27 protein-coding genes and 1 tRNA gene are annotated in these 24231 nt (G+C 73.0%); 24 read left to right on the top strand and 4 right to left on the bottom strand.

Going from position 1 to position 24231, the window contains the following annotated elements; genetic code table 11:
- Positions 1-242 precede the first annotated feature (242 nt).
- The 6 genes from DQ241_RS16210 (at position 243) to DQ241_RS16185 (ending at position 4936) form a co-directional block, all read left to right on the top strand.
- Entirely contained in the window at positions 243-599 is a 357-nt protein-coding gene (locus DQ241_RS16210) for a histidine triad nucleotide-binding protein (protein WP_233492498.1), read from the top strand.
- A 30-nt stretch (positions 600-629) separates the two neighbouring features.
- Positions 630-1451, top strand: a complete 822-nt coding sequence (locus tag DQ241_RS16205) for an enoyl-CoA hydratase/isomerase family protein (RefSeq protein WP_113831250.1) — start codon at positions 630-632, stop codon at positions 1449-1451.
- 85 nt (positions 1452-1536) lie between these two features.
- A complete protein-coding gene (locus tag DQ241_RS16200) occupies positions 1537-2664 on the top strand; it encodes a PhoH family protein (RefSeq protein WP_233492497.1) in 1128 nt (375 codons plus the stop codon).
- Positions 2665-2669: 5 nt separating this feature from the next.
- Complete coding sequence (gene ybeY / locus DQ241_RS16195; protein WP_113831249.1) at positions 2670-3173, top strand: rRNA maturation RNase YbeY; 504 nt, start codon at positions 2670-2672, stop codon at positions 3171-3173.
- Complete coding sequence (locus tag DQ241_RS16190) at positions 3170-4519, top strand: hemolysin family protein (RefSeq protein WP_113831439.1); 1350 nt, start codon at positions 3170-3172, stop codon at positions 4517-4519. Before ybeY ends, DQ241_RS16190 begins: the two co-directional genes overlap by 4 nt.
- 84 nt (positions 4520-4603) lie before the next feature.
- Entirely contained in the window at positions 4604-4936 is a 333-nt protein-coding gene (locus DQ241_RS16185; protein WP_113831248.1) for a cytidine deaminase, read from the top strand.
- A 3-nt stretch (positions 4937-4939) separates the two neighbouring features.
- Here DQ241_RS16185 and DQ241_RS16180 read toward each other — a convergent pair whose 3' ends face one another.
- Positions 4940-6349: a short-chain fatty acid transporter gene (locus DQ241_RS16180; protein ID WP_233492496.1), complete on the bottom strand. Its 1410-nt coding sequence runs from the start codon at positions 6347-6349 to the stop codon at positions 4940-4942.
- 168 nt (positions 6350-6517) lie between these two features.
- Here DQ241_RS16180 and era point away from each other — a divergent pair, with 168 nt between their 5' ends.
- The 4 genes from era to DQ241_RS16160 all read left to right on the top strand — a co-directional run bounded on the left by era (position 6518) and on the right by DQ241_RS16160 (position 9738).
- Complete coding sequence (era, locus tag DQ241_RS16175; protein ID WP_113831247.1) at positions 6518-7435, top strand: GTPase Era; 918 nt, start codon at positions 6518-6520, stop codon at positions 7433-7435.
- A complete protein-coding gene (gene recO, locus DQ241_RS16170) occupies positions 7432-8250 on the top strand; it encodes a DNA repair protein RecO (RefSeq protein ID WP_113831246.1) in 819 nt (272 codons plus the stop codon). The genes era and recO overlap by 4 nt, the downstream gene beginning before the upstream one ends.
- The gene (locus tag DQ241_RS16165) at positions 8247-9011 is read left to right on the top strand and encodes an isoprenyl transferase (protein ID WP_113831245.1); all 765 of its coding nucleotides are present in this window, start codon (positions 8247-8249) and stop codon (positions 9009-9011) included. The genes recO and DQ241_RS16165 overlap by 4 nt, the downstream gene beginning before the upstream one ends.
- Before the next feature lie 82 nt (positions 9012-9093).
- The gene (locus DQ241_RS16160; protein ID WP_113831244.1) at positions 9094-9738 is read left to right on the top strand and encodes a hypothetical protein; all 645 of its coding nucleotides are present in this window, start codon (positions 9094-9096) and stop codon (positions 9736-9738) included.
- Positions 9739-9746: 8 nt separating this feature from the next.
- Here DQ241_RS16160 and DQ241_RS16155 read toward each other — a convergent pair whose 3' ends face one another.
- The gene (locus tag DQ241_RS16155; protein ID WP_113831243.1) at positions 9747-10175 is read right to left on the bottom strand and encodes a Fur family transcriptional regulator; all 429 of its coding nucleotides are present in this window, start codon (positions 10173-10175) and stop codon (positions 9747-9749) included.
- A gap of 61 nt (positions 10176-10236) precedes the next feature.
- Between DQ241_RS16155 and DQ241_RS16150 the strand changes: the two genes are divergently transcribed.
- From DQ241_RS16150 to DQ241_RS16100, 11 genes are all read left to right on the top strand, one after another.
- Positions 10237-10512: an antibiotic biosynthesis monooxygenase family protein gene (locus tag DQ241_RS16150; RefSeq protein WP_233492495.1), complete on the top strand. Its 276-nt coding sequence runs from the start codon at positions 10237-10239 to the stop codon at positions 10510-10512.
- Between the two features lie 25 nt (positions 10513-10537).
- Complete coding sequence (locus tag DQ241_RS16145) at positions 10538-10951, top strand: rhodanese-like domain-containing protein (RefSeq protein WP_113831242.1); 414 nt, start codon at positions 10538-10540, stop codon at positions 10949-10951.
- Positions 10952-10997: 46 nt separating this feature from the next.
- The gene (locus DQ241_RS16140) at positions 10998-11381 is read left to right on the top strand and encodes an HNH endonuclease (protein WP_233492494.1); all 384 of its coding nucleotides are present in this window, start codon (positions 10998-11000) and stop codon (positions 11379-11381) included.
- Between the two features lie 70 nt (positions 11382-11451).
- Complete coding sequence (locus DQ241_RS16135) at positions 11452-12849, top strand: glycine--tRNA ligase (RefSeq protein WP_113831241.1); 1398 nt, start codon at positions 11452-11454, stop codon at positions 12847-12849.
- Positions 12850-12961: 112 nt separating this feature from the next.
- Complete coding sequence (gene dusB, locus DQ241_RS16130; RefSeq protein WP_113831240.1) at positions 12962-14122, top strand: tRNA dihydrouridine synthase DusB; 1161 nt, start codon at positions 12962-12964, stop codon at positions 14120-14122.
- Positions 14119-14565 carry a hypothetical protein gene (locus tag DQ241_RS20645; protein ID WP_113831239.1) on the top strand — a complete coding sequence of 149 codons (447 nt, stop codon included), beginning with the start codon at positions 14119-14121 and terminating at the stop codon, positions 14563-14565. Before dusB ends, DQ241_RS20645 begins: the two co-directional genes overlap by 4 nt.
- A 76-nt stretch (positions 14566-14641) precedes the next feature.
- Positions 14642-17350, top strand: a complete 2709-nt coding sequence (ppdK, locus tag DQ241_RS16120) for a pyruvate, phosphate dikinase (RefSeq protein ID WP_113831238.1) — start codon at positions 14642-14644, stop codon at positions 17348-17350.
- 81 nt (positions 17351-17431) lie between these two features.
- Positions 17432-18037, top strand: coding sequence for a YdcF family protein (locus DQ241_RS16115; RefSeq protein ID WP_233492493.1), 606 nt, complete (start codon positions 17432-17434; stop codon positions 18035-18037).
- Positions 18038-18047: 10 nt separating this feature from the next.
- Complete coding sequence (locus tag DQ241_RS16110) at positions 18048-18557, top strand: hypothetical protein (RefSeq protein WP_113831237.1); 510 nt, start codon at positions 18048-18050, stop codon at positions 18555-18557.
- The gene (dnaG, locus tag DQ241_RS16105) at positions 18557-20440 is read left to right on the top strand and encodes a DNA primase (protein WP_113831236.1); all 1884 of its coding nucleotides are present in this window, start codon (positions 18557-18559) and stop codon (positions 20438-20440) included. Before DQ241_RS16110 ends, dnaG begins: the two co-directional genes overlap by 1 nt.
- The gene (locus tag DQ241_RS16100) at positions 20437-20988 is read left to right on the top strand and encodes a hypothetical protein (protein ID WP_113831235.1); all 552 of its coding nucleotides are present in this window, start codon (positions 20437-20439) and stop codon (positions 20986-20988) included. Before dnaG ends, DQ241_RS16100 begins: the two co-directional genes overlap by 4 nt.
- Before the next feature lie 10 nt (positions 20989-20998).
- Here the strand turns inward: DQ241_RS16100 and DQ241_RS16095 are convergent, their stop codons facing one another.
- The gene (locus DQ241_RS16095) at positions 20999-21208 is read right to left on the bottom strand and encodes a hypothetical protein (protein WP_113831234.1); all 210 of its coding nucleotides are present in this window, start codon (positions 21206-21208) and stop codon (positions 20999-21001) included.
- A gap of 142 nt (positions 21209-21350) precedes the next feature.
- Between DQ241_RS16095 and DQ241_RS16090 the strand changes: the two genes are divergently transcribed.
- Positions 21351-21423, top strand: a tRNA-Asn gene (locus tag DQ241_RS16090).
- A gap of 294 nt (positions 21424-21717) precedes the next feature.
- Here DQ241_RS16090 and xerC read toward each other — a convergent pair.
- On the bottom strand, positions 21718-22863 hold the full coding sequence (gene xerC / locus DQ241_RS16085; RefSeq protein WP_113831233.1) for a tyrosine recombinase XerC: 1146 nt from the start codon (positions 22861-22863) through the stop codon (positions 21718-21720).
- A gap of 267 nt (positions 22864-23130) precedes the next feature.
- On the opposite strand from xerC, the gene DQ241_RS16080 reads away from it, so the two are divergent.
- Both DQ241_RS16080 and DQ241_RS16075 read left to right on the top strand, forming a co-directional pair.
- Entirely contained in the window at positions 23131-23310 is a 180-nt protein-coding gene (locus tag DQ241_RS16080; RefSeq protein WP_147252390.1) for a hypothetical protein, read from the top strand.
- Positions 23307-24065: a hypothetical protein gene (locus DQ241_RS16075; protein WP_113831231.1), complete on the top strand. Its 759-nt coding sequence runs from the start codon at positions 23307-23309 to the stop codon at positions 24063-24065. The genes DQ241_RS16080 and DQ241_RS16075 overlap by 4 nt, the downstream gene beginning before the upstream one ends.
- The last annotated feature ends 166 nt before the right edge of the window (positions 24066-24231 follow it).

Here is a 24231-nt window from a genome sequence, read left to right as displayed (position 1 = left end):
CTCCGCTGCCGGCCCCCGTCGGCTACCGCAGGAGCATAGGGAGCCGGGACCGTTCCGGCTCCCCGAGCGGCGCGGGGCGGTGAACCGCGGACGGCGGCGTCGTCCGCGCCCTGTCGCAGCCGGGCACGGGATCGACCGCGCTCCTCGCTGCCGCGCCGCGGGCCCGGGGCCACGCGGCGCGGTGGGGGCCCCGACGACGGGCGGCGACCTCCCCGGAGCGCGGTCCGTCCTAGGGTGCGCACGTGACCGACTGCCTGTTCTGCCGCATGGTCGCCGGCGACATCCCGGCCGACGTCGTCCACGACACCGACCGCGTGCTCGCCTTCCGCGACATCAACCCGCAGGCGCCGACGCACGTGCTGGTGATCCCCAAGGAGCACCACGCGACGGTGGGCGCGCTCGCCGGCGCCGACCCGGTGCTGCTGGCCGACGTCGTCGCCGCCGCGCACGCGGTCGCCCGCCAGGAGGGGCTGGTGTCCGACGGGGCGGAGCCGGGGTACCGGCTGGTCACCAACACCGGCCCCGCCGCGGGGCAGTCGGTGCACCACCTCCACTTCCACGTGCTCGGCGGTCGCGACCTGGGCTGGCCGCCCGGCTGACCCGTCGGCGGCGGATGGCAGGGTGAGGCCATGACCTCCAGCGCCGAGCCCGTCCGGATCGAGCGGGACGGCGACGTCGCCGTCGTCGTCCTCGACAACCCGCCGCTGAACCTGTTCGACCCGCCGGTGTTCAACGCGCTGGAGAACGTCGCCGCCGAGCTGGTCGCGCTCACCGACCCCGACGACCCGGGCCGGGCGCGCGCCGTCCTGGTCGAGGCCCGCGGGAAGGTCGTCTCCGGTGGCGTCGACGTGACGTTCTTCCGCGACATCGCCGAGGGTCCCGAGCCGGTCCGCCAGGGCGCGGACCTGTGGACCCGGCTGCTGCGCGTCGCGCAGACGATTGAGGACCTGCCGGTGCCCACGGTGTTCGCCGCGCACGGGCTGACCCTCACCGCCGCCTTCGAGCTGGCGCTGTGCTGCGACATCCTGCTGGCCGCGGAGAAGGCCAGCTTCGGGCTGGTCGAGATCGTCGTCGGCCTCACCCCCTCGATGGGCGGCCCGCAGCGGCTGGCCGAGCGCGCCGGCCCGGCCCGGGCCCGCGAGCTGGTCTTCACCGGCGAGCGCTACCCGGCCGAGGTGCTGGAGCGGTGGAACGTGGTCAACCGGGTGCTGCCCGACGAGGGCTTCGCCGACGCCGCCCGCGGCTACGCCCGCCGTGTCGCGGCCGGCCCGACGCTGGCGCACGCGGCCACCAAGCAGCTGGTGATCACCGCGGCCCGCAACGGCGCGCGGGCAGCGGACGCCCTCGTCCCGGAGGTCTCGGGGCCGCTGTTCGCCTCGTCCGACCTGCGCGGCGCGGTCGCGTCGTTCCTGACCGAGGGACCCGGGAAGGCCACCTACTCGGGGCGGTGACCTCGCGGACGGCGATTCGCGGTGGCGCGCGCGGGTAGAGTCGAGCGGTCAGATCCCCCCGCCAGGAAGGCAGGGTCGAGGGTTCTTGCCCGACACCTCCCCGAACGTGCCCGTGCCGGGCGCCCCCATGTCCCGTGAGGCGTCGGCTCAGGCCGCCGCCGCGGACGGCCACCTCGGCACCCCCGCGTCGCCCGCGCCCGTGCGCACCACCATCACCGTGCCCGACTCCGTCCCGATGGTCGCCCTGCTGGGCTCCGCGGACGAGCTGCTGCGCCTGGTCGAGGCCGAGGTCGAGGCCGACGTCCACGTGCGCGGCAACGAGATCGCCGTCACCGGCCAGCCGGCGGAGAACGCCTTCGCGGTCAGCGTCTTCGACGAGCTGATCGCGCTGGTCGGCACCGGTCAGCAGCTGCGGCCGGACTCGGTGCGCCGGGTCGTCGCGATGCTGAGGAGCGGTGGCTCCGAGCGGCCGGCCGACGTCCTCAGCCTCGACATCATCAGCCGCCGCGGGCGCACGATCCGGCCCAAGACGCTGAACCAGAAGCGCTACGTCGACTCGATCGACCAGCACACGGTCGTCTTCGGCATCGGCCCCGCCGGTACCGGGAAGACCTACCTGGCCATGGCCAAGGCCGTGCAGGCGCTGATGAGCAAGCAGGTCAACCGGATCATCCTCACCCGGCCGGCGGTCGAGGCGGGCGAACGGCTCGGCTACCTGCCCGGCACGCTCAGCGAGAAGATCGACCCGTACCTGCGGCCGCTCTACGACGCGCTGCACGACATGGTCGACCCCGAGTCGATCCCGCGGCTCATGGCGGCCGGCACGATCGAGGTCGCGCCGCTGGCCTACATGCGCGGCCGCACGCTGAACGACGCGTTCGTGATCCTCGACGAGGCGCAGAACACCACCGCCGAGCAGATGAAGATGTTCCTCACCCGGCTCGGCTTCGGGTCGAAGATCGTCGTCACCGGCGACGTCACCCAGGTGGACCTGCCCGGCGGCGCGCAGAGCGGCCTGAAGATCGTGCGGGAGATCCTCGACGGCGTCGAGGACGTGCACTTCGCCACCCTGACCAGCACCGACGTCGTCCGCCACCGGCTGGTCGGCGACATCGTCGACGCCTACGAGCGCTGGGACGCCTCGCACCAGCAGGCCCGTCCCGCCACCAACGCCCCGGCCCGGCCCACGCGGTCGCGCCGGCAGGGGAGCTGATCGCCGTGCCCGTCGAGGTCTCCAACGAGTCCGAGATCGCCGTCGACGAGGCCGAGCTGGCCGGCGTGTGCCGGTACGTCCTCGGCGAGATGGGGGTCCACCCGATGGCGGAGCTGTCGGTGCTCTGCGTGGACGTCGAGTACATGAGCAGCCTGCACGAGCGCTGGATGGGGGAGAAGGGGCCGACCGACGTCCTGGCCTTCCCCATGGACGAGCTCGACACCGCCCGCCCCGACGACCCCGAGCCCGGCCCCGCGCTGCTCGGCGACGTCGTCCTCTGCCCGGCGGTGGCGGTGCGCCAGGCGCGCGCGGCCGGCCACTCCATGGACGACGAGCTGGTGCTGCTGGCCACCCACGGCGTGCTGCACCTCCTGGGCTACGACCACATGGAGCCCGACGAGGAGAAGGAGATGTTCGGTCTCCAGTCCAAGCTCATCGACGGGTGGCGCTCCGCCCCCCGCGAGCCGGTGACCGGCGCGCCGGCGACCCGGGAACCGCGACCCCGATGAGCTCCGGGTCGATCACCCTGCTGGTGATCGCGATCCTCCTGGTCCCGCTGGCCGGCCTGTTCGGCGCGATGGACGCGGCGCTGCAGCGGGTGTCCAAGGCCCGCGTCGAGGAGCTGCGCCGCGAGGGCACCAAGCGGGCCGCCGCGCTCGAGGAGGTCGTCTCCGAGCGGGCCCGGCACGTGGCGCTGCTCCTCCTGCTGCGCATCGCCTGCGAGATGGTCGCCGCCGTCCTCGTCGCGCTGCTGTTCTTCGACCTCTGGGACAGCACGGTGCAGGCCGTGCTGGCCGCCGCCGGCGCGATGACCGTGGTCAGCTACGTGCTGGTCGGCGTCGGCCCGCGGACGCTCGGCCGGCAGCACGCCTACGGGGTCGCCCTGGCCACGGCCGGCATCGTCAAGCTGCTCGGCCGGGTGCTCGGGCCGATCTCCACGCTGCTGATCCTGATCGGCAACGCCATCACGCCCGGCCGGGGCTTCCGCGACGGCCCGTTCTCCTCCGAGGTCGAGCTGCGCGAGCTGGTCGACATGGCCGAGGAGCGCGGCGTCGTCGAGTCCGGCGAGCGCAACATGATCCACTCGGTGTTCGAGCTGGGCGACACGATCGCCCGCGAGGTCATGGTGCCGCGCACCGACGTCGTCTGGATCGAGCGGGGCAAGACCGTGCGCCAGGCGCTGGCGCTGGCCCTGCGCAGCGGCTTCAGCCGGATCCCGGTCATCGGCGACAACGTGGACGACGTCGTCGGCGTGGTCTACCTCAAGGACCTCGTCCGCCGGTCGCAGAACAGCCAGGACCGCACCGGCCCCAAGGTCGAGGAGCTGATGCGGACGCCGACCTTCGTGCCGGAGTCCAAGCCGGTCGACGAGCTGCTGCGCGACATGCAGGCGCAGCGCATCCACATCGCGATCGTGGTCGACGAGTACGGCGGCTTCGCCGGCCTGGTGACCATCGAGGACATCCTCGAGGAGATCGTGGGCGAGATCGCCGACGAGCACGACGCCTTCCAGCGGCCCGAGGTGGAGCCCCTCGAGGACGGCTCGGTGCGGGTGACCGCCCGGCTGCCCGTGGAGGACCTCTCCGAGCTGTTCCCCGGTGTGGAGCTGCCGGAGGGGGACGACGTCGAGACCGTCGGCGGGCTGCTGGCCCGCGAGCTCGGCCGGGTGCCGATCGAGGGCGCCTCGGCGGAGATCGGGGGGCTGCGGCTGGTCGCGGAGAGCACCGGCGGACGGCGCAACCGCATCGACACGATGCTGGTGTGCCGGGTGCAGGAGCCCGACGAGGACGGCGAGCCCGCCGAGGGGCGCGGCCGCACCCGCGACGAGGAGCCGGTCCTCGGCGTGGAAGGGTGAGGACCCTCCTTCCCCCCACCGCTCGCACGCTCGCGGCGGGACCCTGAAGGAGGGCCGTCCCGACCGGAAGGTGAAGATCCTCTCGTGCCTGAACTCGACGCCGAGGACGCCAAGCTCGTCACCCTCGCCCGCTCCGCCCGCGGCCGCACCGGCGCCCCCGAGGGTGCCGCCGTCCGCGACACCGACGGCCGCACCTACGTGGCCGCCTCGGTCGGCCTGCGCTCGCTGCGGCTGTCCGCGCTGCAGGCCGCCGTCGCCGCGGCGGTGTCCAGCGGCGTCGAGGGGCTGGAGGCGGCGGCGATCGTGTCCGACGCCGACGCCGTCGAGCAGGAGGGCCTGGCCGCCGTCCGCGAGCTCACCCCGTCCGCGCCGGTGCACCTCGCCGGCCCCGACGGCGTCCTCCGCCTGACCGTCTAGCGCTCAGGCCGTCAGGCCCAGCAGCAGCATCGTGCTGCCGAACACCAGCCCGCTGGCCACCAGCGTCACCGTCGTGTAGCCGAGGATGTCGCGCATCTTCAGCCCGGCGATGGCCAGCACCGGCAGCGCCCAGAAGGGCTGCACCATGTTGGTCCACTGGTCGCCGTAGGCCACCGCCATGATCGCGACCGAGGGGTCGACTCCGAGCCGCTCGGCGGCGTCGAGCACGATCGGCCCCTGGACGGCGAACTGGCCGCCTCCGGAGGGCACGAAGAAGTTGACCAGCCCGGCGGCGAGGAACGTCAGCAGGCCGAACGTCGTCGGGGAGGCGACGTCGACGAAGGCATCGGAGAGCACCTCGATCAGACCGGTCGCGGTCATGATGCCGAGGATCCCGGCGTACAGGGGGAACTGGAGCAGGATCTCCCCGACGTTGGCTGCCGCGTTCTTGACCAGGGCGATCAGCTCGAACGGGTTGCGCACCAGCAGCAGGATCAGGGCCAGGAACGTCCAGTTGACGATGTCCAGGGTGGCCGTGCCGCCGTCCCAGTAGTGCAGGACGAGGTAGGCCACCAGCAGGAGCCCGGTGAGCAGCGTCGGGATCCGGCTGGCGTCGACCCGGTCCGCGGGCGTCTGCACCTCGTCGTCGACGTCGGGCTGCGCGCCGTAGTCGGCGTCCTCGGGCAGGGGGACGACGGGATCTGCGCCGCGCGGGGCCGCCCAGGCCAGCGCCAGGCCGACGACGACGACCGTGACCGCCGCGGCGGTCAGGTTCCACCAGGTGAAGGTCGTCTCCGAGACCGGGATCGTGCGGCCCAGCTGCTCGGCGAGGAAGGAGCCCTCGGTCGCGGCGGTCAGGGGACCGGACCCCGAGTAGCCCATGTGCCAGATGACGTAGCCGGAGTACCCGGCGGCGACCAGCAGCGGGAAGTGCAGCCGCAGCCCCTTGCGCCGGCCCTGCTCGGCGACCTCCTTGGCGAGCAGGGCGCCCACGACCAGGCCGAGCCCCCAGGTGATCATCGAGGCCAGGGCGGCGACGACGAACACGTAGACGTAGGCGGCCGTGGTCGTCCGCGGCACCCCGCCCAGGCGGACCAGGAGGCGGCGGACCGGCGTGGTGTTGGCCAGCGTGTGCCCCAGCAGCAGGATGAGCGCCATCTGGGTGATGAAGGCCAGCAGCCCCGACAGCCCGTCGCCCCAGGCCACCACGACGTCGCGGGGACCGGAGTCGGTGAGCAGCAGCGCGAGCAGGGCCACCACGAAGGTCAGCACGATGGCGAAGACCAGCGCGCTGGGGATGTACCGCTCGACCACCGAGTTGACCGGCCGCATGGCCGACGCGAGGCCGGACGACCGCCGCGGGCCGGCCTCCTGCTCGTCCGCCGGGGTTCCGTCGCGTCCCGTGCTGGTCATGCCGCGCCGCCTTCCACCAGGAGTAGCCCGTCCAGCATCGTGGCACCGCGGCGCGCGACCCGCTCCCGGGGCGTTCCGCGGCTGCCCGGGTGCTGCAGGACGGCGGGAGGACGAAGAACACCCCGGGAGCGGGACGAGGACGTCGGTGCCGGGTGGGAGACTGGGCCCGTGAGCAGCCCCGAGCAGTCGCCGCACCGCAGCGGCTTCGTCGCCCTGGTGGGCCGCCCCAACGCCGGCAAGACCACGCTGACCAACGCGATGGTCGGCGAGAAGGTCGGCATCGTCAGCAACCGCCCGCAGACCACCCGCCACGCCATCCGCGGCGTCGTGCACCGGCCGGGCGGCCAGATCGTGCTGGTCGACACCCCGGGCCTGCACAAGCCCAAGTCGCTGCTCGGCCGCCGGCTCAACGACGTCGTCCGCGACACGCTGTCCGACGTCGACGTCGTCGTCTTCTGCATCCCGGCCGACCAGCCCGTCGGCAACGGCGACCGGTTCATCGCCCGCCAGCTGCGCGAGGTGAAGGCGCCGGTGGTCGTCGTCGTGACCAAGACCGACGCGGCGGGCAAGAAGCAGGTCGCCGAGCAGCTGGTCGCCGCCAGCGAGCTGGTCGAGGCGGCCGAGCTGGTGCCGGTGAGCGCCGTGAAGGGCGACCAGGTCGAGCTGCTCGAGGACCTGCTCGTCGGGCTGCTGCCGGAGGGCCCGCCGCTCTACCCCGAGGAGCAGACCACCGACGAGGACACCGAGCGGCAGCTGGCCGAGCTGGTGCGCGAGGCGGCCCTGGAGAAGGTGTTCCAGGAAGTGCCGCACTCCCTCGCCGTCACCATCGAGGAGGTCAACCGCCGTCCCGACCCGAAGCAGCAGGGCCGCGAGCTGGTCGAGGTGCACGCGCTGCTGCACTGCGAGCGGGCCAGCCAGAAGCCGATGCTGCTGGGCAAGGGCGGCTCGATCATCAAGGCGATCGGCTCCGAGGCCCGTGCCGGCATGGAGGAGCTGCTGGGCGCCCGCGTCCACCTCGACCTGCACGTCACGGTGCTGGGCGAGTGGCAGGACGACCCCAAGAAGCTGAACAGGCTGGGCTATTGAGCGCGCACACCCCGAAGGCCCTCTACCGGGACGAGGGCATCGTGCTGCGCACCCAGAAGCTGGGTGAGGCCGACCGGATCATCACCGTGCTCACCCGGCGCACCGGCAAGATCCGCGCGGTGGCCAAGGGCGTGCGCCGCACCAAGAGCAAGTTCGGCGCCCGGCTCGAGCCGTTCACGCACGTCGACCTGCAGCTCTACACCGGCCGCAACCTCGACATCGTCAGCCAGGTCGAGTCCATCCGGTCCTACGGCCAGGAGATCGTCAGCGACTACCCGGCCTACACCGCCGGCACCGCCGTGCTGGAGACCGCCGACCGGCTGACCGCCGAGGAGAAGGAGCCGTCGCTGCGGCTGTTCCTGCTGGTCATCGGCGCGCTGCGCGCGCTGGGCGAGCGGGCGCACCCGCCCGGCCTGGTGCTCGACGCGTTCCTGCTGCGCGCCATGTCGGTGGCCGGCTGGGAGCCGGCGCTGGGGGAGTGCGCGCGCTGCGGCGAGGCCGGTCCGCACCGGCACTTCTCGGTGCCGGCCGGCGGCACGGTCTGCCCGTCCTGCCGGCCCACCGGCTCGGCGATGCCCAACCCGGTGACCCTCGAGCTGCTCGACGCACTGCTCACCGGCGACTGGGCGCGGGCCGACGCCAGCCAGGGCACCAACCGGCGCGAGGGCAGCGGCCTGGTCGCCGCGCTGCTGCAGTGGCACCTGGAGCGCGGGCTGCGCTCGCTGCCGCTGGTCGACCGGTCCGACGGCACCGTGGTCCGGCGCCCGCCCGTGCTCGACGACGACGAGCGCGAGCACGCCGGGAGCCCCGCGTGAAGCGCGAGGTCAAGGCGCCCAACCCGCACCCGTCCGGCGCGCGCCCGCCGCAGCTGCCGGCCGACAAGGTGCCGGCGCACGTGGCGATCGTGATGGACGGCAACGGCCGCTGGGCCAAGCAGCGCGGCCTGCCCCGCACCGCCGGGCACGAGGCGGGGGAGTCCTCGCTGTTCGACTGCGTCGAGGGCGCCATCGAGCTCGGCGTGAAGGCGATCAGCGCCTACGCGTTCTCCACCGAGAACTGGCGGCGCAGCCCCGACGAGGTCCGCTTCCTCATGGGCTTCAACCGCGACGTCATCCGCCGCCGCCGCGACGAGATGCACGAGCTCGGCGTGCGGGTGCGCTGGGCCGGCCGGCGTCCCCGGCTGTGGCGGTCGGTGATCAAGGAGCTGGAGATCGCCGAGGAGCTCACCAAGGACAACGACGTCCTCACCCTCACCATGTGCGTGAACTACGGCGGCCGTGCCGAGATCGCCGACGCCGCCGCCGCGATCGCCCGCGAGGTCGCGGCCGGCCGGCTCAACCCGGACAAGATCGACGAGAAGACGGTCGCCCGGTTCCTCGACGAGCCGGACATGCCCGACGTCGACCTCTTCGTGCGCAGCTCGGGGGAGAACCGCACCAGCAACTTCCTGCTGTGGCAGTCGGCCTACGCCGAGTTCGTCTTCCTCGACACCCTGTGGCCCGACTTCGACCGCCGGCACCTGTGGGCCGCGGTGGAGGAGTACGCGTCCCGCCAGCGGCGGTTCGGCAGCGCCTAGGCGGTATCCCCGGACGCGCGCCGGTTCTCCTGGTCAGCGTCGGCCGGACGTCGGTCGGCGCACCGACCCGAGGGACGCCCCCATGACCCAGCCCTACGGCCCGCCGCCCAGCTGGCCCGCCGCCCCCGCCGAGCCCACCCCGCCGCAGCGGCAGAACCTGCTGCCGTGGCTGCTCGCCGGACTCGCGGTCCTGCTCGCCGGGGCCGCCGTCGTCGCCACGCTGCTGCTCACCGGGGACGACGACGTGGAGCCCCGCCCCGCGGCCGGCGCGTCGACGTCCGAGCCCGCGGTGCGCGAGGAGGCCGACCGGACCGAGGAGCCGGCCGAGCAGGCCGACCTCGGGTCGCTGCCGACCGGGACGCTGGACACCGCGGTCGCGCCGATCGCCGGCGCGGCGTACGCGGGGTCCGGGGAGGTGGCGTTCGCCTGGGTCCAGGCGCTGGCCACCGGCGACTTCGAGACCGCCTACGACCTCTCCTGCGCCGACGTGCGGATCGCGGCGACCTCCGCGGCCGAGGGTGGCGACCCCGCCTGGGAGCTGGCCACCTACTTCTACGAGCAGACGCTCGACGGGGTCGGCTTCCAGAGCGGGACGTTCACCAGCCTCGAGCACCAGCCGGGGTCGGCCACCGACCGCGCCGTCTTCGACCTGCAGATGGACGACGGCACGGTGTTCCCCCTGTGGGTCGACGTCGGCCCCGACCTCACTGTCTGCGACTTCCGCTGACCCCCGGCTCAGGCGGTGGTGCGCTCCCCGGGCGCGCCGCCGCCTGCTGCGGTCTCCGCGGCGCGGCAGTCGGCGCAGGTCCCGAAGATCTCCAGCGTGTGGCTGACGTCGGCGAACCCGTGCTGCCCGGCGATCCGGTCGGCCCACTTCTCGACGGCGGGTCCCTCCACCTCGACGGTGCGCCCGCAGCCGCGGCACACCAGGTGGTGGTGGTGCTGGGGGCTGCAGCGCCGGTAGAGCGCCTCCCCGCTGTCGGTGCGGATCGAGTCGAGCTCGCCGTCGTCGGCCAGCGACTGCACCGCGCGGTAGACCGTCGACAGCCCGACCGAGTCGCCGCCGTCGCGCAGAAGGGCGTGGACCTCCTGGGCGCTGTGGAAGCCCTCGAGGTCGGCGAAGACTGCGCGCACCGCTTCGCGCTGTCGGGTGGTCCGGGCCATGCCTCCATGGTGACAGGCGGGCGTGGGAGCGTCTGCGCAGGCCGGACGAGAGGAGCACGGGGTGTTCGCGGTGACCCGCCTGCGGGCGACGGGGGACGACGGCGAGGAGCTGGCGGGAGCGGTCGCCGCCCTGCTCGACGCGCTGGGCGGCCGAGCGGGCTTCCTGGGTGGCGAGGTGGGCCGCTCGACCGAGGACCCGACGCTGTGGGCGCTGCTCACCCGCTGGGACGGCGTCGGCTCCTACCGGCGCGCGCTGTCCGCGGCGGAGGTGAAGATCGCCGGTGCGCCGGTCTGGGTGCACGCCCTCGACGAACCCGGCGTCTACGTCGCCGACTGACCCGCCCGCTGGCAGGCTGGCCGGCGTGACCACGGTGACGGGGACGGGCATCGACGCGGTCCTGGCCGCCAGCCGCGTGGGCGTGCACCGGCCGACCCCGGCCGAGCTGGTCGAGGCGCAGGCGCGCGGAGCGCTGGTCGTGGACACCCGCACCGAGGCGCAGCGCCGCCGGCAGGGCGAGTTCCCCGGGGCCCTCGTCATCGACCGCACGGTGCTCGAGTGGCGGCTGGACCCGACGTCGCCGCACCGGATCCCGGAGGCGACCGGCCCCGACCTCGAGGTCGTCGTCCTGTGCCGGCAGGGCTACAGCTCCAGCCTGGCCGCGGCCTCGCTGCGGGCGATCGGCCTGCACCGCGCCACCGACCTGGACGGTGGGGTGGAGGCGTGGCTCGCCGCCGAGCTGCCGATGTCCACCGGGCCGGCCGACGTGCGGGAGTGACGCGGCGGTCCCGCGCCGCGCGGCCCGGGGCACCTACGGTCGGACCGTGGTCAGCCGCACCCGCACCGCCCGGTACGCACGCCGGCGCAAGCGCCGCATGGACGCCGTCGAGCACGACCTGCACCCCGAGCAGTGGGCCGCCCTCCAGCACGCCTGGGGCGGCTGCGCGTACTGCGGTGCCGGCGGGACGCCGCTGCAGCGGGACTGCGTGCTGCCGATCTCCCGGGGTGGCCGGTACACGCTGGGCAACGTGGTCCCGGCCTGCGGCTCCTGCAACGCCAGCAAGTGCAACGACGAGGTGACCGGGTGGCTGCGGCGCAAGCGGCTGGACGAGCGGGCCTTCCTGGTGCGGCACGCCGAGATCCGGGCGTCGCTCGCGCTGCTGTTCGGCCCGGACGGCGCTGAACGCCCGGTCGCGGTTCCCGACTGACGGGCGGGTGCACGCGGCCGACTAACGTCTAGTGGTCAACCGCCGACCGCCAGCCGGATGGAGCCTCCGCGTGAGCACCCCCAAGCACGATCCCCAGCGCCTCGACAAGGTCGTCAACCTCTGCAAGCGACGGGGCTTCGTCTTCCCGTCCGGGGAGATCTACGGCGGCACCCGCTCCGCCTGGGACTACGGGCCGCTGGGCGTCGAGCTCAAGGAGAACATCAAGAAGCAGTGGTGGCGGACCGTCGTCCAGAGCCGGGACGACATCGTCGGCCTGGACTCCTCGGTGATCCTGCCGCGCCAGGTGTGGGTGGCCTCCGGGCACGTCGGCGTCTTCACCGACCCGCTGACCGAGTGCCAGAGCTGCCACAAGCGCTTCCGGGCCGACCACCTCGAGGAGGCCTACGAGGAGAAGAAGGGCCGCCTCCCGGAGAACGGCTTGGCCGACATCTCCTGCCCAAACTGCGGCACCAAGGGCGCGTGGACCGAGCCGCGCGACTTCAACATGATGCTCAAGACCTACCTCGGCCCGGTCGAGGACGAGAACGGCCTGCACTACCTGCGCCCGGAGACCGCGCAGGGCATCTTCGTGAACTTCGCCAACGTCATGGGCGCCGCGCGCAAGAAGCCGCCGTTCGGCATCGGCCAGATCGGCAAGTCGTTCCGCAACGAGATCACGCCGGGCAACTTCATCTTCCGCACCCGCGAGTTCGAGCAGATGGAGATGGAGTTCTTCGTCGAGCCGGGCAGCGACGAGGAGTGGCACCAGTACTGGATCGACGAGCGCACCCGCTGGTACACCGACCTCGGCATCGACCCGGACAACCTGCGGCACTACGAGCACCCGAAGGAGAAGCTGTCGCACTACTCGAAGCGCACCGTCGACATCGAGTACCGCTTCGGTTTCCAGGGCTCGGAGTGGGGTGAGCTCGAGGGCATCGCCAATCGCACCGACTTCGACCTGTCGACGCACACCGAGCACTCCGGCACCGACCTGTCCTACTTCGACCAGGCCACCAACACCCGCTGGACGCCGTACGTCATCGAGCCCGCGGCCGGCCTCACCCGCTCGCTGATGGCCTTCCTCGTCGAGGCCTACACCGAGGACGAGGCGCCCAACGCCAAGGGCGGCGTCGACACCCGGACGGTGCTCAAGCTCGACCCGAGGCTGGCCCCGGTGAAGGCCGCCGTCCTGCCGCTGTCGCGCAACGCCGACCTCTCGCCCAAGGCCAAGGACCTCGCCGCCGCGCTCCGGCGGAACTGGAACGTGGACTTCGACGACGCCGGCGCGATCGGCCGCCGCTACCGCCGGCAGGACGAGGTCGGGACGCCGTTCTGCATCACCGTGGACTTCGACACCCTCGAGGACCAGGCGGTGACCATCCGCGAGCGCGACTCGATGAGCCAGGAGCGGGTGGCGCTGGACCAGGTCGAGTCCTACCTGGCCGGCAAGCTCCCCGGCTGCTGACCCGGAGCGTGTGCGCCGAGGCCCGGTTCCGACGCCGGGAACCGGGCCTCGGCGCACACCGTCGCGTGGCACACGGCGAGGGTGACCGGCGTCGCCGCCTACCCTGGGTGCCGTGACCGCCACGCTCGAGCCGACGACGACGGCCCTGCCGCCGCTGCGGCTCGGGGCGCTCACCGTCGACCCCGCCGTCGTCCTCGCGCCGATGGCCGGTATCACCAACCCTGCCTTCCGCACCCTGTGCCGGGAGTTCGGGGCCGGCCTCTACGTGTGCGAGATGATCACCACGCGGGCGCTGGTCGAGCGCAACGAGAAGACGCTGCGGATGATCCGCGCGACGACCGACGAGAAGGACGCCTTCTCCGTCCAGCTCTACGGCGTCGACCCGGCCACCGTGGGCCGCGCGGTCGAGATGCTGGTCGACGAGGGCGTCGCCGGCACCCGGCCCGCCCACATCGACCTGAACTTCGGCTGCCCGGTGCCCAAGGTGACCCGCAAGGGCGGCGGCTCGGCGCTGCCGTGGCACCGCGTGCTGCTGCGGAACATCGTCCGCGAGGCGGTCCGCGCGGCGAAGGACGTGCCGGTCACCATCAAGACCCGCATCGGCATCGACGACGACCACGTCACCTACCTCGACGCCGGCCGGATCGCCCAGGACGAGGGCGCCGCCGCGATCACCCTGCACGGGCGCACCGCCGACCAGCTCTACAGCGGCACCGCCGACTGGTCGCCGATCGCCCGCCTGGTGGAGGCCGTCGACATCCCCGTTCTCGGCAACGGCGACATCTGGGAGGCCGACGACGCGCTGCGCATGGTCGCCCAGACCGGGTGCGCCGGCGTCGTCATCGGCCGGGGCTGCCTGGGCCGGCCGTGGCTGTTCGGCGACCTCGCGGCGGCCTTCGCCGGCCGCACCGAGCGCGCGCTGCCCACCTTCCGCCAGGTCGCCGCGGTCATGCACCGGCACGCCGAGCTGCTGAGCGAGGAGCAGGGCGAGCTGCACGGCTGCACCGACTTCCGCAAGCACGTGGCCTGGTACCTCAAGGGCTTCTCGGTGGGCGGTGACGTCCGCCGCGCGCTGGCGATGGTGAGCGGCCTGGACGAGCTGGCCGACCTGCTGGCGGGTATCCCCGACCAGCCCTACCCGGTCGCCGTCCTGGGGGCTCCGCGCGGGCGCACCAGCACGCCGCGGCCGGTCGCGCTGCCCGAGGGCTGGCTGGCCGACCGGGACGACCCCCGGCCCCCGGTGGGCGCAGAGCTGGAGACGAGCGGCGGATGACCCAGGGACCCTTCCTCTACGACGACGGCCCGGAGCCGCTGCACACCGCCCCGCCGCAGAAGCGGCAGTGGTGGGTGGTGTTCGGCCTGCTCGGCATCGTGCTCGTCGCCGTCGCCATGGTGGTCACGCTGCCGCTGATCAAGGGCAGCGCCGAGGACCAGTCCCGCGACGCCGCCGACGTCTTCCTCCGGGCGCTGGCCGCCGACGACACCGAGACCGCGCACGGCCTGCTCTGCGAGTCCGAGCGCGACCGGCTGCAGCCCGAGGACGTCGCGGGGGAGTACCTGCGGGACGGCGGCACGGCCGAGATCACCTCCGTCGTCCGCGACGAGGATGAGGGCGAGGCCGCCCGCCGGGTGACCGTGCGCTGGGCCGACGGCGGCACCAGCGAGCTGGTCGTGATCCCCGAAGAGGGCCCCAAGGTCTGCGGCTTCGCCGGCTGACGCCCCGCACTGGCCGAGCCCGTCCCGCTGCGACAAGATCGCCGGACGGGGGTCGGCGGAGCGCGGAGGTGCGGGGATGAGCGGCAGCACGCCCACCAAGTGGGTCTACGACTTCAGCGAGGGCAGCAAGGACCAGAAGGACCTGCTCGGCGGCAAGGGCGCGAACCTCGCCGAGATGACCAACCTGGGGCTGCCCGTCCCGCCCGGCTTCACGATCACCACCGACGCCTGCCGCTTCTACCTGGAGCACGGCAGCACGCCGGAGGAGCTCGACGCCCAGGTCAGCGAGCACCTGGCCGCGCTCGAGCGGGCGATGGGCAAGACGCTGGGCGACCCGGCCGACCCCCTGCTGGTGTCGGTGCGTTCCGGCGCGGCGGCGTCGATGCCCGGGATGATGGAGACCGTCCTCAACGTCGGCCTCAACGACGCGTCCGTGGAGGGCCTGGCCCGGCAGTCGGGCAGCGACCGGTTCGCCTGGGACTCCTACCGCCGGCTGATCCAGATGTTCGGCAAGACGGTGCTGGGCATCGACGGCGAGCTGTTCGACGACGCCCTCGACGCGGTGAAGGCCGAGCAGGGCACCGAGTCCGACCTCGACCTCGACGCCGACCACCTGCGCGACGTCGTCGGCCGCTACGAGGCCATCGTCCGGGAGCACACCGGCCGGGACTTCCCGCAGGACCCGCGCGAGCAGATGGACCTGGCGATCAACGCCGTCTTCGACTCGTGGAACGCGGAGCGGGCCATCCTCTACCGCCGCCGCGAGCGCATCCCCAGCGACGCCGGCACCGCGGTCAACGTCGTCGCCATGGTGTTCGGCAACCTCGGCATGGACTCCGGCACCGGGGTGGCGTTCACCCGGGACCCCGGGAGCGGGGAGCAGGGCGTCTACGGCGACTACCTGCAGAACGCGCAGGGGGAGGACGTCGTCGCGGGCATCCGCAACACGGTGCCGCTGCCCGACCTCCGGCAGATCGACGAGGGCGCCTACGAGGAGCTGCTCGGCATCATGAGCCGGCTGGAGGCGCACTACCGCGACCTGTGCGACATCGAGTTCACCGTCGAGCGCAACAAGCTCTGGATGCTGCAGACCCGCGTGGGCAAGCGGACGGCGGCCGCGGCCTTCCGGATCGCCACACAGCTGGTCGACGAGGGCCTCATCGACATGGACGAGGCGGTCCGCCGGGTGACCGGCGACCAGCTGGCCCAGCTGATGTTCCCGCGGTTCGTCTCCGGCGGGGACGCGCAGCAGCTGACCCAGGGCATGAACGCCTCACCGGGCGCCGCGGTGGGCAGAGCCGTCTTCTCCGCGGAGGAGGCGGTGAAGTGGGCCGACCGCGGCGAGAAGGTGGTGCTGGTCCGGCGCGAGACCAACCCCGACGACCTGGCCGGGATGATCGCCGCCGAGGGGGTGCTGACCAGCCGCGGCGGCAAGACCTCGCACGCCGCCGTCGTCGCCCGGGGGATGGGCAAGACCTGCGTGTGCGGCGCGGAGGAGCTGCAGGTCGACACCAAGAACCGGAGGTTCAGCGCGCCCGGCGGGACGGTGGTGGAGGAGGGCGACGTCATCTCGATCGACGGGTCCACCGGCCGGGTCTGGCTCGGTGAGGTGCCGGTCGAGCCGTCCTCGGTGGTCCGGTACTTCGAGGGCGAGATCGACCCGGACGCCGACGACGCCGACGACCTCGTCCGCAGCGTGCACCGCATCCTCGCGCACGCCGACGAGACGCGGACGCTGGACGTGCGCACCAACGCCGACACCCCCGAGGACGCCGCCCGCGCCCGCCGCTTCGGCGCCCGCGGGATCGGCCTGTGCCGGACCGAGCACATGTTCCTCGGCGACCGCCGCCGGCTGGTGGAGAAGCTGATCTTGGCAGAGGGCGACGACGAGCGGCAGGCGGCGCTCGACGGGCTCGAGCCGCTGCAGAAGCAGGACTTCCTGGAGATCTTCGAGGCGATGGACGGGCTGCCGGTCACCGTGCGGCTGCTCGACCCGCCGCTGCACGAGTTCCTCCCGGACCTGACCGAGCTGTCGGTCCGCGTGGCGGTGGCCGAGGCGGAGGGACACCACGACGAGGGGCAGCTGCGGCTGCTGGCCGCGGTCCGCCGCATGCACGAGGAGAACCCGATGCTGGGTCTGCGCGGCGTGCGGCTGGGTCTGGTGGTGCCCGGGCTGTTCGCGATGCAGGTGCGGGCGATCGTGGAGGCGGCCTGCGAGCGGCTGGCGGCCGGCGGCGACCCGCGGCCGGAGATCATGATCCCGCTGGTCGGCGCGGTGCAGGAGCTGGAGGCCATCCGTGAGGAGGCCGACCGCGTCATCACCGAGGTGCAGGAGCAGCACGGCGTCGACGTCCGCCCGCTGATCGGCACGATGATCGAGGTCCCGCGCGCGGCCCTCACGGCGGGGGAGATCGCCCAGTCGGCCGAGTTCTTCTCCTTCGGCACCAACGACCTCACCCAGATGACGTGGGGCTTCTCCCGCGACGACGTCGAGTCGGCGTTCTTCCACCAGTACCTGGACAAGGGCATCTTCGGCGTCTCGCCGTTCGAGTCGCTCGACCGCGACGGCGTCGGCCGGCTGGTGGAGCTCGGCGTCGAGGGCGGCCGCGCCGCCCGTCCGGACCTGAAGCTGGGCGTCTGCGGCGAGCACGGCGGCGACCCGGACTCCGTGCACTTCTTCCACGAGGTGGGCCTGGACTACGTGTCCTGCTCGCCGTTCCGGGTGCCGGTGGCCCGGCTGGAGGCCGGTCGTGCGGCGCTGGGAGCCGAGCGCGCCGGGGGGTGAGCGACGCAGCGTCCCCAGGCGTCCCACGCCGTCGGCGGCGCGTGGTACCCATGACGCGTGGGGGTGCGTGTGCGGAGCCTGGTGGCACGGGTCGTGGGCGCCGGCGTGCTCGCCGCGCTGCTGCTGGTGGCCACCACCGCGCTGGCCATCTGGTGGACCGCCCGGCAGGACGCGCACCCGGCCTCCGACGCGATCGTCGTGCTCGGCTCGGCCCAGTACAACGGCGTCCCGTCGTCGATCTTCGAGGCCCGGCTGGAGCACGCGATCGACCTGTACGAGGACGGCGTCGCACCGGTCGTCGTCACCGTGGGCGGCAAGGCGGCCGGTGACGCGTTCACCGAGGCCGAGGCCGGCCGCGACTACCTGGCCCAGGCCGGCCTCCCGGCCGACGCGCTGCTCGCCGTCCCCGAGGGGGTCGACACGCTGGAGAGCATGCGGGTCGTGGCGGCGGCGTTCGACGAGCGCGGCTGGACCAGCGCCGTCCTGGTGACCGACCCCTGGCACGCGATGCGGGCCGAGCGGATGGCCGAGGACGCCGGCATCGACGCCGGCAGCTCGCCCACCCGCCAGGGCCCCGCGGTGCAGACCCGTGCGACGCAGTTCCGCTACATCCTCCGCGAGACGGCGGCCTACCTGCTCTACCGCGCGACCGGCGAGAGCGTCGCCGGCGCTCCGGGGATCGGCTGAGGAGGGGGACGTGCTCGAGCTGGGCAAGGTCGGCACCGCCGGCGCGCCGAAGCGGGTGCTGCCCGTGCTGCGGGACGGCGTGCTGGTGGCGACCCTCCAGGCGTCGAACTGGAAGGAGCAGGCCACCGCGGTGGTCGGCGAACGGCGGTGGGAGTACGGCAAGCGCAAGGGCGTGCTGACCGCGCGGTGGGAGAGCGAACCGGAGGACGCCGTCCGCCTGCAGGCGCGCCAGACGTCGTGGTGGAAGGACTCCTGGGAGGTGCAGCTGCCGGGCCGCACGGTGCAGGTGCTGTCGAGCTCCTGGTGGAAGGGCACCCACCGCTACCTGGTCGACGGCCGGCAGGTGGCGCAGAGCGGGACGACCGGTGGCTGGTCGCCCCGCCCGACGCTGAGCGCCGACGACTCGCTGCCGCTCGACGAGCAGGTCTTCCTCATGTGGCTCGACCTCGTCGTCGGTCGTCGCAACCAGGCGGCGGCCGCCGCGGGCGTCTCCGCCGCCGTGGCCGGGGGGAGCACCTGATGGCCGGCCGGGGACGCATCCGGGCGGCCGACATCGCGCTGGTGCGCGAGCGCAGCCGGATCGACGAGATCGTCGGCGAGCACCTGCAGCTCAAGCGCGCCGGCGGTGGCAGCCTCAAGGGGCTGTGCCCGTTCCACGACGAGAAGTCGCCGTCGTTCCAGGTGACCCCGTCGCGCAACCTCTTCCACTGCTTCGGGTGCGGGGTCGGCGGCGACGTCATCTCCTTCGTCCAGCAGATCGACCACCTGTCGTTCTCGGAGGCGGTCGAGTACCTGGCCAACCGGGCGAACATCGAGCTCAAGTACGAGGACGACGGCGGCCGCCCCACCGCCGGCCCCGACCGGGCGTCGGTGGGGCAGCGGGCCCGGCTGGTCGCCGCCAACACCGCCGCGGAGGCGTTCTTCGCCGAGCAGCTCGGCAGCCCCGAGGCGGCGCCGGCGCGGCAGTTCCTCGCCGAGCGCGGCTTCGACCGGCAGGTGGCGCTGGACTTCGGCTGCGGCTTCGCGCCCGGCGGCTGGGACACCCTCACCCGGCACCTGCGGGCCAAGGGCTTCACCCAGAACGAGCTGGTCACCGCCGGGCTGGCGAAGGAATCCTCCCGCGGCACGCTCATCGACCGCTTCCACCGCCGGCTCACCTGGCCGATCCGCGACATCACCGGCGACGTGATCGGCTTCGGCGCCCGCAAGCTCATGGACGACGACCCGGGGCCGAAGTACCTCAACACCCCGGAGACCCCGCTCTACAAGAAGAGCACCGTCCTCTACGGCATCGAGCGGGCCAAGCGCGACATCGCCAAGCGCCACCAGGCGGTGGTCGTCGAGGGCTACACCGACGTCATGGCCTGCCACCTGGCCGGCGTCACCACCGCGGTCGCCTCGTGCGGGACGGCGTTCGGCGGCGAGCACATCAGCGTGCTGCGCCGGCTGCTCATGGACCAGGACGAGTTCCGCGGCGAGGTGATCTACACCTTCGACGGCGACGCGGCCGGCCAGGCGGCGGCGATGAAGACGTTCAAGGAGGACCAGCGCTTCGTCGCGCAGACCTTCGTCGCCGTGGAGCCCGACGGCCGCGACCCCTGCGAGCTGCGCCAGGAGCACGGCGACGCCGCCGTCCGCGACCTCATCGCGCGCCGCTCGCCGCTGATCGAGTTCGTGCTGAAGACGACGCTGGCCGACTACGACCTCGACACCGTCGAGGGGCGGGTGGCCGCGCTGGAGAAGACCGCGCCGCTGCTCGCCCAGATCAAGGACCACGCACTGCGCCCGGCCTACGCCCGCCGGCTGGCCGGCCTGATCGGCAACACCGACGAGTCCGAGGTGCTGGAGCGGGTGCGCCGGCACACCGGTGACACCGGGCAGCAGTCCCGCGGTCGCCGGCCGCGGCCACCGCAGCGCACGCCGGACGACGCTGCGATCGCGGTCGAGCGGGAGGCGGTCAAGGCCGCCCTGCAGGTGCCCGAGCTCGCCGGCCCGGCGTTCGACGCCGTGCCGCCCGCGGCGTACACGGATCCCGACTACGCCGCGGTCGCTGCGGCGGTCGCGGCCACCGGGGGAGCGGCGGCCGCGACGGTCACCGGGCCTGCGTGGCTGGACCTCGTGGCCGAGCAGTGCGACCGGGAGAGCGCCCGGACCCAGCTGACCGCGCTGGCCGTCGAGCCGCTGCGCTCGGTGGGCGAGGCCGACGCCGGCTACGTCACCGCCGTCCTCGCCCGGCTGCAGGAGATGGCCACCGTGCGCGAGATCGCCGCGCTCAAGGGCCGGCTGCAGCGGATGAACCCGGTGGAGGCAGCAGACGAGTACATGAAGGCGTTCAAGCAGCTGATGGACCTCGAGCAGCTCGCCATCTCGCTGCGCAAGCGGGCGCTGGGCGGCCTCGGATGAGCGTGGTCGACGCGGTGCGCCGCCGGTTCGCGCGGCCGCCGGATCCGGTGCGCGCGGCGGTGTCGGCCGATCCCGACGAGCGGGTGCTCGCCTGGGGTGCGCTGGTCGGCGACGAGGGGTGGCTGGTGGCCACCTCCCGGGGGCTGCGGCTGGTGGGGCCGGCGCTCGCGGCCGGCGTCCAGCCGTGGCACGAGGTCGGCCACGCCCGGTGGTCGGCGGCGGGTGCTGGTGGCACGTTCGCCGTCACGCCGCTGGTCGACGTGGAGCCGGGGGTGCAGGCCCGCGGCGAGGTGCGCCGCTACGTGCTGGCCGAGGCCGGCAACCTGCCCGACGTCGTCCGCAAGCGGGTGGACGCGACGGTGCTCGACAGCCGCCGCACCGCCCTGCCCGGCGGGGGAGGGGCGCTGCTGGTCGCCCGCCGGATCCCCGGCCAGGCCGCGCGGGAGTGGACCGTCGTCTTCGACGACGACGCCGACCGCGGCGACCCGGCTGCCCGCGAGGCGGCACGGGCGGAGCTGGCCGCGCTCGTGGACGGCGACCAGCCCTAGATCGGCAGGATCAGCGCGGGGTCTCGGTGCCCATGCGGGCGCGGATCGAGGAGAGCGCGTCGTCGGCGCGGGCCTGGGCCATCCCGGCGATGCTCTGCAGGCGCGGGTCGTCCTTGGCGTGCTCCCACGCGCGGCGGATCTGCTCGTAGCGCTCACGCCCGGCCCGCGAGCCCAGGACGTAACCGGCGCCGAAACCGGCGAGGAACGACAGCTTCGCCACGGGGACCTCCAGCAGGCGGGGAGCAGGACGGGAAACCACGCTACCTGTGGTGCTGATCGCTCGTGACACGGCCGAGGGGGCCGCGGAGCGGGACGACCGGTGGGGTACTCTCGTCGGGCCAGCGGGTGCTCGCGCCCGCTCATCCCCCGTAGCTCAATTGGCAGAGCATGCGACTGTTAATCGCAGGGTTACTGGTTCAAGTCCAGTCGGGGGAGCAAAAGCGCAGGTCAGCCGACAAGTCTGGTCAACCCGTGCGGATAAAATGTCCAAAGAACGACCAAGATACGTTTGCCACGACCGGTCGGCGGGTTGCTGTCGATCCTTGATCAGGACCCCCGGGACGGTGTCGGGACGCGCTTGCAGACGGGGGCCGTTGTTCTGGCACGCCGGACCGCCACGGTCCCCGGAGACGGCGGCACGTGGTCTCACCGTGAGCACGGTGAGGTGGCGCGAATTGCCTGACAGGTCGTCCGGAAGGCGCTCGGTTGGAAGACCGGGGGACGGGCCTGCTAGCGGGACCGCTGGAGCGCTGCAGCGGCCTCGGGGCTCGCGTGACCGCGCCCCAGGTAGACGTCCTGGGTGAGGCTGGGCCGGCTGTGCCCGAGGTGGTCGGCGATCTGCCGAGCGGACAGGCCGGCGTCGTCAAGCCGGGTCGCGACCGTCTTGCGGAACACGTGCGAGGTGACCCACGGGAACTCGGCGCGGTCGAGAGCCGCGCGCAGGTCGCCGCTGGTGTTGCTCGGATCGCGCAATCGGCCCTGCGGGCTGGGAAAGATGACCAAAGGGTCCGCGTCAGGTCTCGGGTGGACGGCGAGTCGGCGGCGGAGCAGGTCGACAACGGCTGACGGAAGCACGAGGGTGCGGCGGCCCGCGGTGGACTTGGGGGAGTCCTGGATAACCAGTCCCAGCCCGCGGATACGGATGACGGTGGCATCGACCGTGAGGGTGGCCGCTTCGAGGTCGACCGCGGAGGGCTGGACAGCGCACGCCTCGCCGATGCGCACGCCGGTGCCGAGCATGAAGTCGACCAGGTCCGGCAGGTCCCGGCGCACCGCGTCGGGGTCGGCGGCCAGTCGGGCCCGCAGTTGGCGGGTCTCCTCGACGGTCAGCGCCCGGGGGCCGCGGGACGTGCGGGGTGCGCGCCGGCTCGCGGCTTCCCGGACCGGGTTGGCGGGCAGCAGCCCGTGGCGCACGGCCAGGCCGAGGACGCCGGACAGGACGCTGCGGGTGGACTTGGCCGCGGCGGCCCCGTGGCTGCTGCTCACCGCGGCGAGTAGCCGGTTGACGGCGGGGACGGTCACCTCGCGCAGTCGCAGCTCGCCCAGTCCGGGCAGGATGTAGGACTCGACGGTGAACCGGTACAGCCGCTTGGTGCCCCAGGCCAGGTCGCTGTCGTCCACCTCGGCGAGCCAGAGGGCCGCCACCTCGCTGAGCCGACTGGTAGCGCTGGCGACCGGATCGTCCCCGGTGCCGCGGTCACGCAGCGCCTCGCGGAGCCGCCGCTCGGCGTGCGCGCGGCTGGATCCGTAGCGGGTGACCAGACGACGGTGGCCGTCGTAATCCCGAAAGCTCGCGCGTGCCCGCACCCGGTTCTTGCCGAGCACGAGAAAGTCGATCTTGCCGAAGGTGCCGACCGGCAGCGGCGGCCTTCCCATGCGACTCCTTCCGCTCTGGCATGCGCGCAATCGCCCACCTTGCTGTCAGACCAGGCATTCTCGCCGCAGTATGCGATCCGCTGTCCCGCTTCGGCCCAGCCCTGTGGACGTCCCCGGGCCTGTGGACATGCACCTGACCGGACTCCCGTCGACGGATCTCATGGGAGCTGGAGGCCGTGGGCTCCGCTTCAGGACGAAACTGTCAGTGCCGATGGGCATAGTGGAGACGTCCACTGGGGTGAACGCTGAATGAGGGAGGAGAGCGGGATGCCGGTCGTCGAGACGCTGTCCGTGGAGGAGGCGAGACGTCGCCGCGACGAGGTCCTCGCCTCCGTGGGTGGAGACGAGTGCGACCTCCGCGAACGCGCCGCCCGATACATGCTCAACGCCGAGGAGCTCGCCGCTCTGACCGAGCTCGATGAGCTCGACTTCCTCCTGTCGGAGTGACCACCGGCGACGCCCTCGTAGCCGAAGCGCAGCGCTTCGCCACTGACCTGACCGTCACAGTCCGGGCCGTGGTCGGTGACCACGTCGAAGCTTTTCGTGCGCGGGCGCTTCACCATCCCGGCCTCGACCACGTCAGCGTCCACCAGGAACCGCGCACCGGGATCCCGTTGACCGTCAATGGAGCTCCGCTTCTGAACCTCACGGCGGAGTACTACTGCGTCTGGGACAGCCCGGGGCAGTTCCTGGCAGTCGACGAGTCCGCCGTCAAGGTCTATGCCGGTGCGAAGGCAGCCGGCGAGCCGCTGTTTCGGTACGAGTACATCCGCGCGACGACAGGTGATGTTCCCGGAGCCCACGTCCAGATCCACGGGCACCGGGACGCTCTCGCATTCGTGATGACACGAGCCGGTAGTGGATCACCTCGGGGTCAGCAACTGGCCGGACGGGTCGCCCAAGGCGCCGCGGTACCTCGCATGTCGGACCTGCACTTCCCGGTAGGTGGAACCCGCTTCCGTCCCTGCCTGGAAGACGTCCTCGACATGCTGGTCCGGGAGCTCGGCGTGGATCATGAGCATGCATGGCGAGACGCGCTCGCGGATGGGCGCGAGCGGTGGCGCCGCATGCAGACCGCAGCCGTCGTGCGAGACGCGCCCAGCGAAGCCATCGCAGCGCTGACGGCGCTGGGTTACGAGATCCATCTACGCGACGGCGCGGTGGCCCCCCAAGGCAACCGCGACCGTCTGCGTGAGCTGTAACGCGGTAGACGACCCACCGACCCACCGACCCACCGGCCGCGAGTAGAGGCGAAGCTGCGGACTCGTCCGACTCCATGCCCCGCGACCGGGTTCACCTCCCAGCGTGCACGAGGTGTGTCAGGTCGGAGGGGGTGGGGTGACGCCTGCTCTGGTCGCCGGGCTGCTG

It is taken from the genome of Blastococcus sp. TF02A-30 (assembly GCF_003319185.1).
In the GTDB taxonomy this organism is placed as follows: Bacteria; Actinomycetota; Actinomycetes; order Mycobacteriales; family Geodermatophilaceae; genus Blastococcus.
Note: the sequence above shows the minus strand (reverse complement) of the source record. Positions and strands in the feature narration are given on the sequence as shown.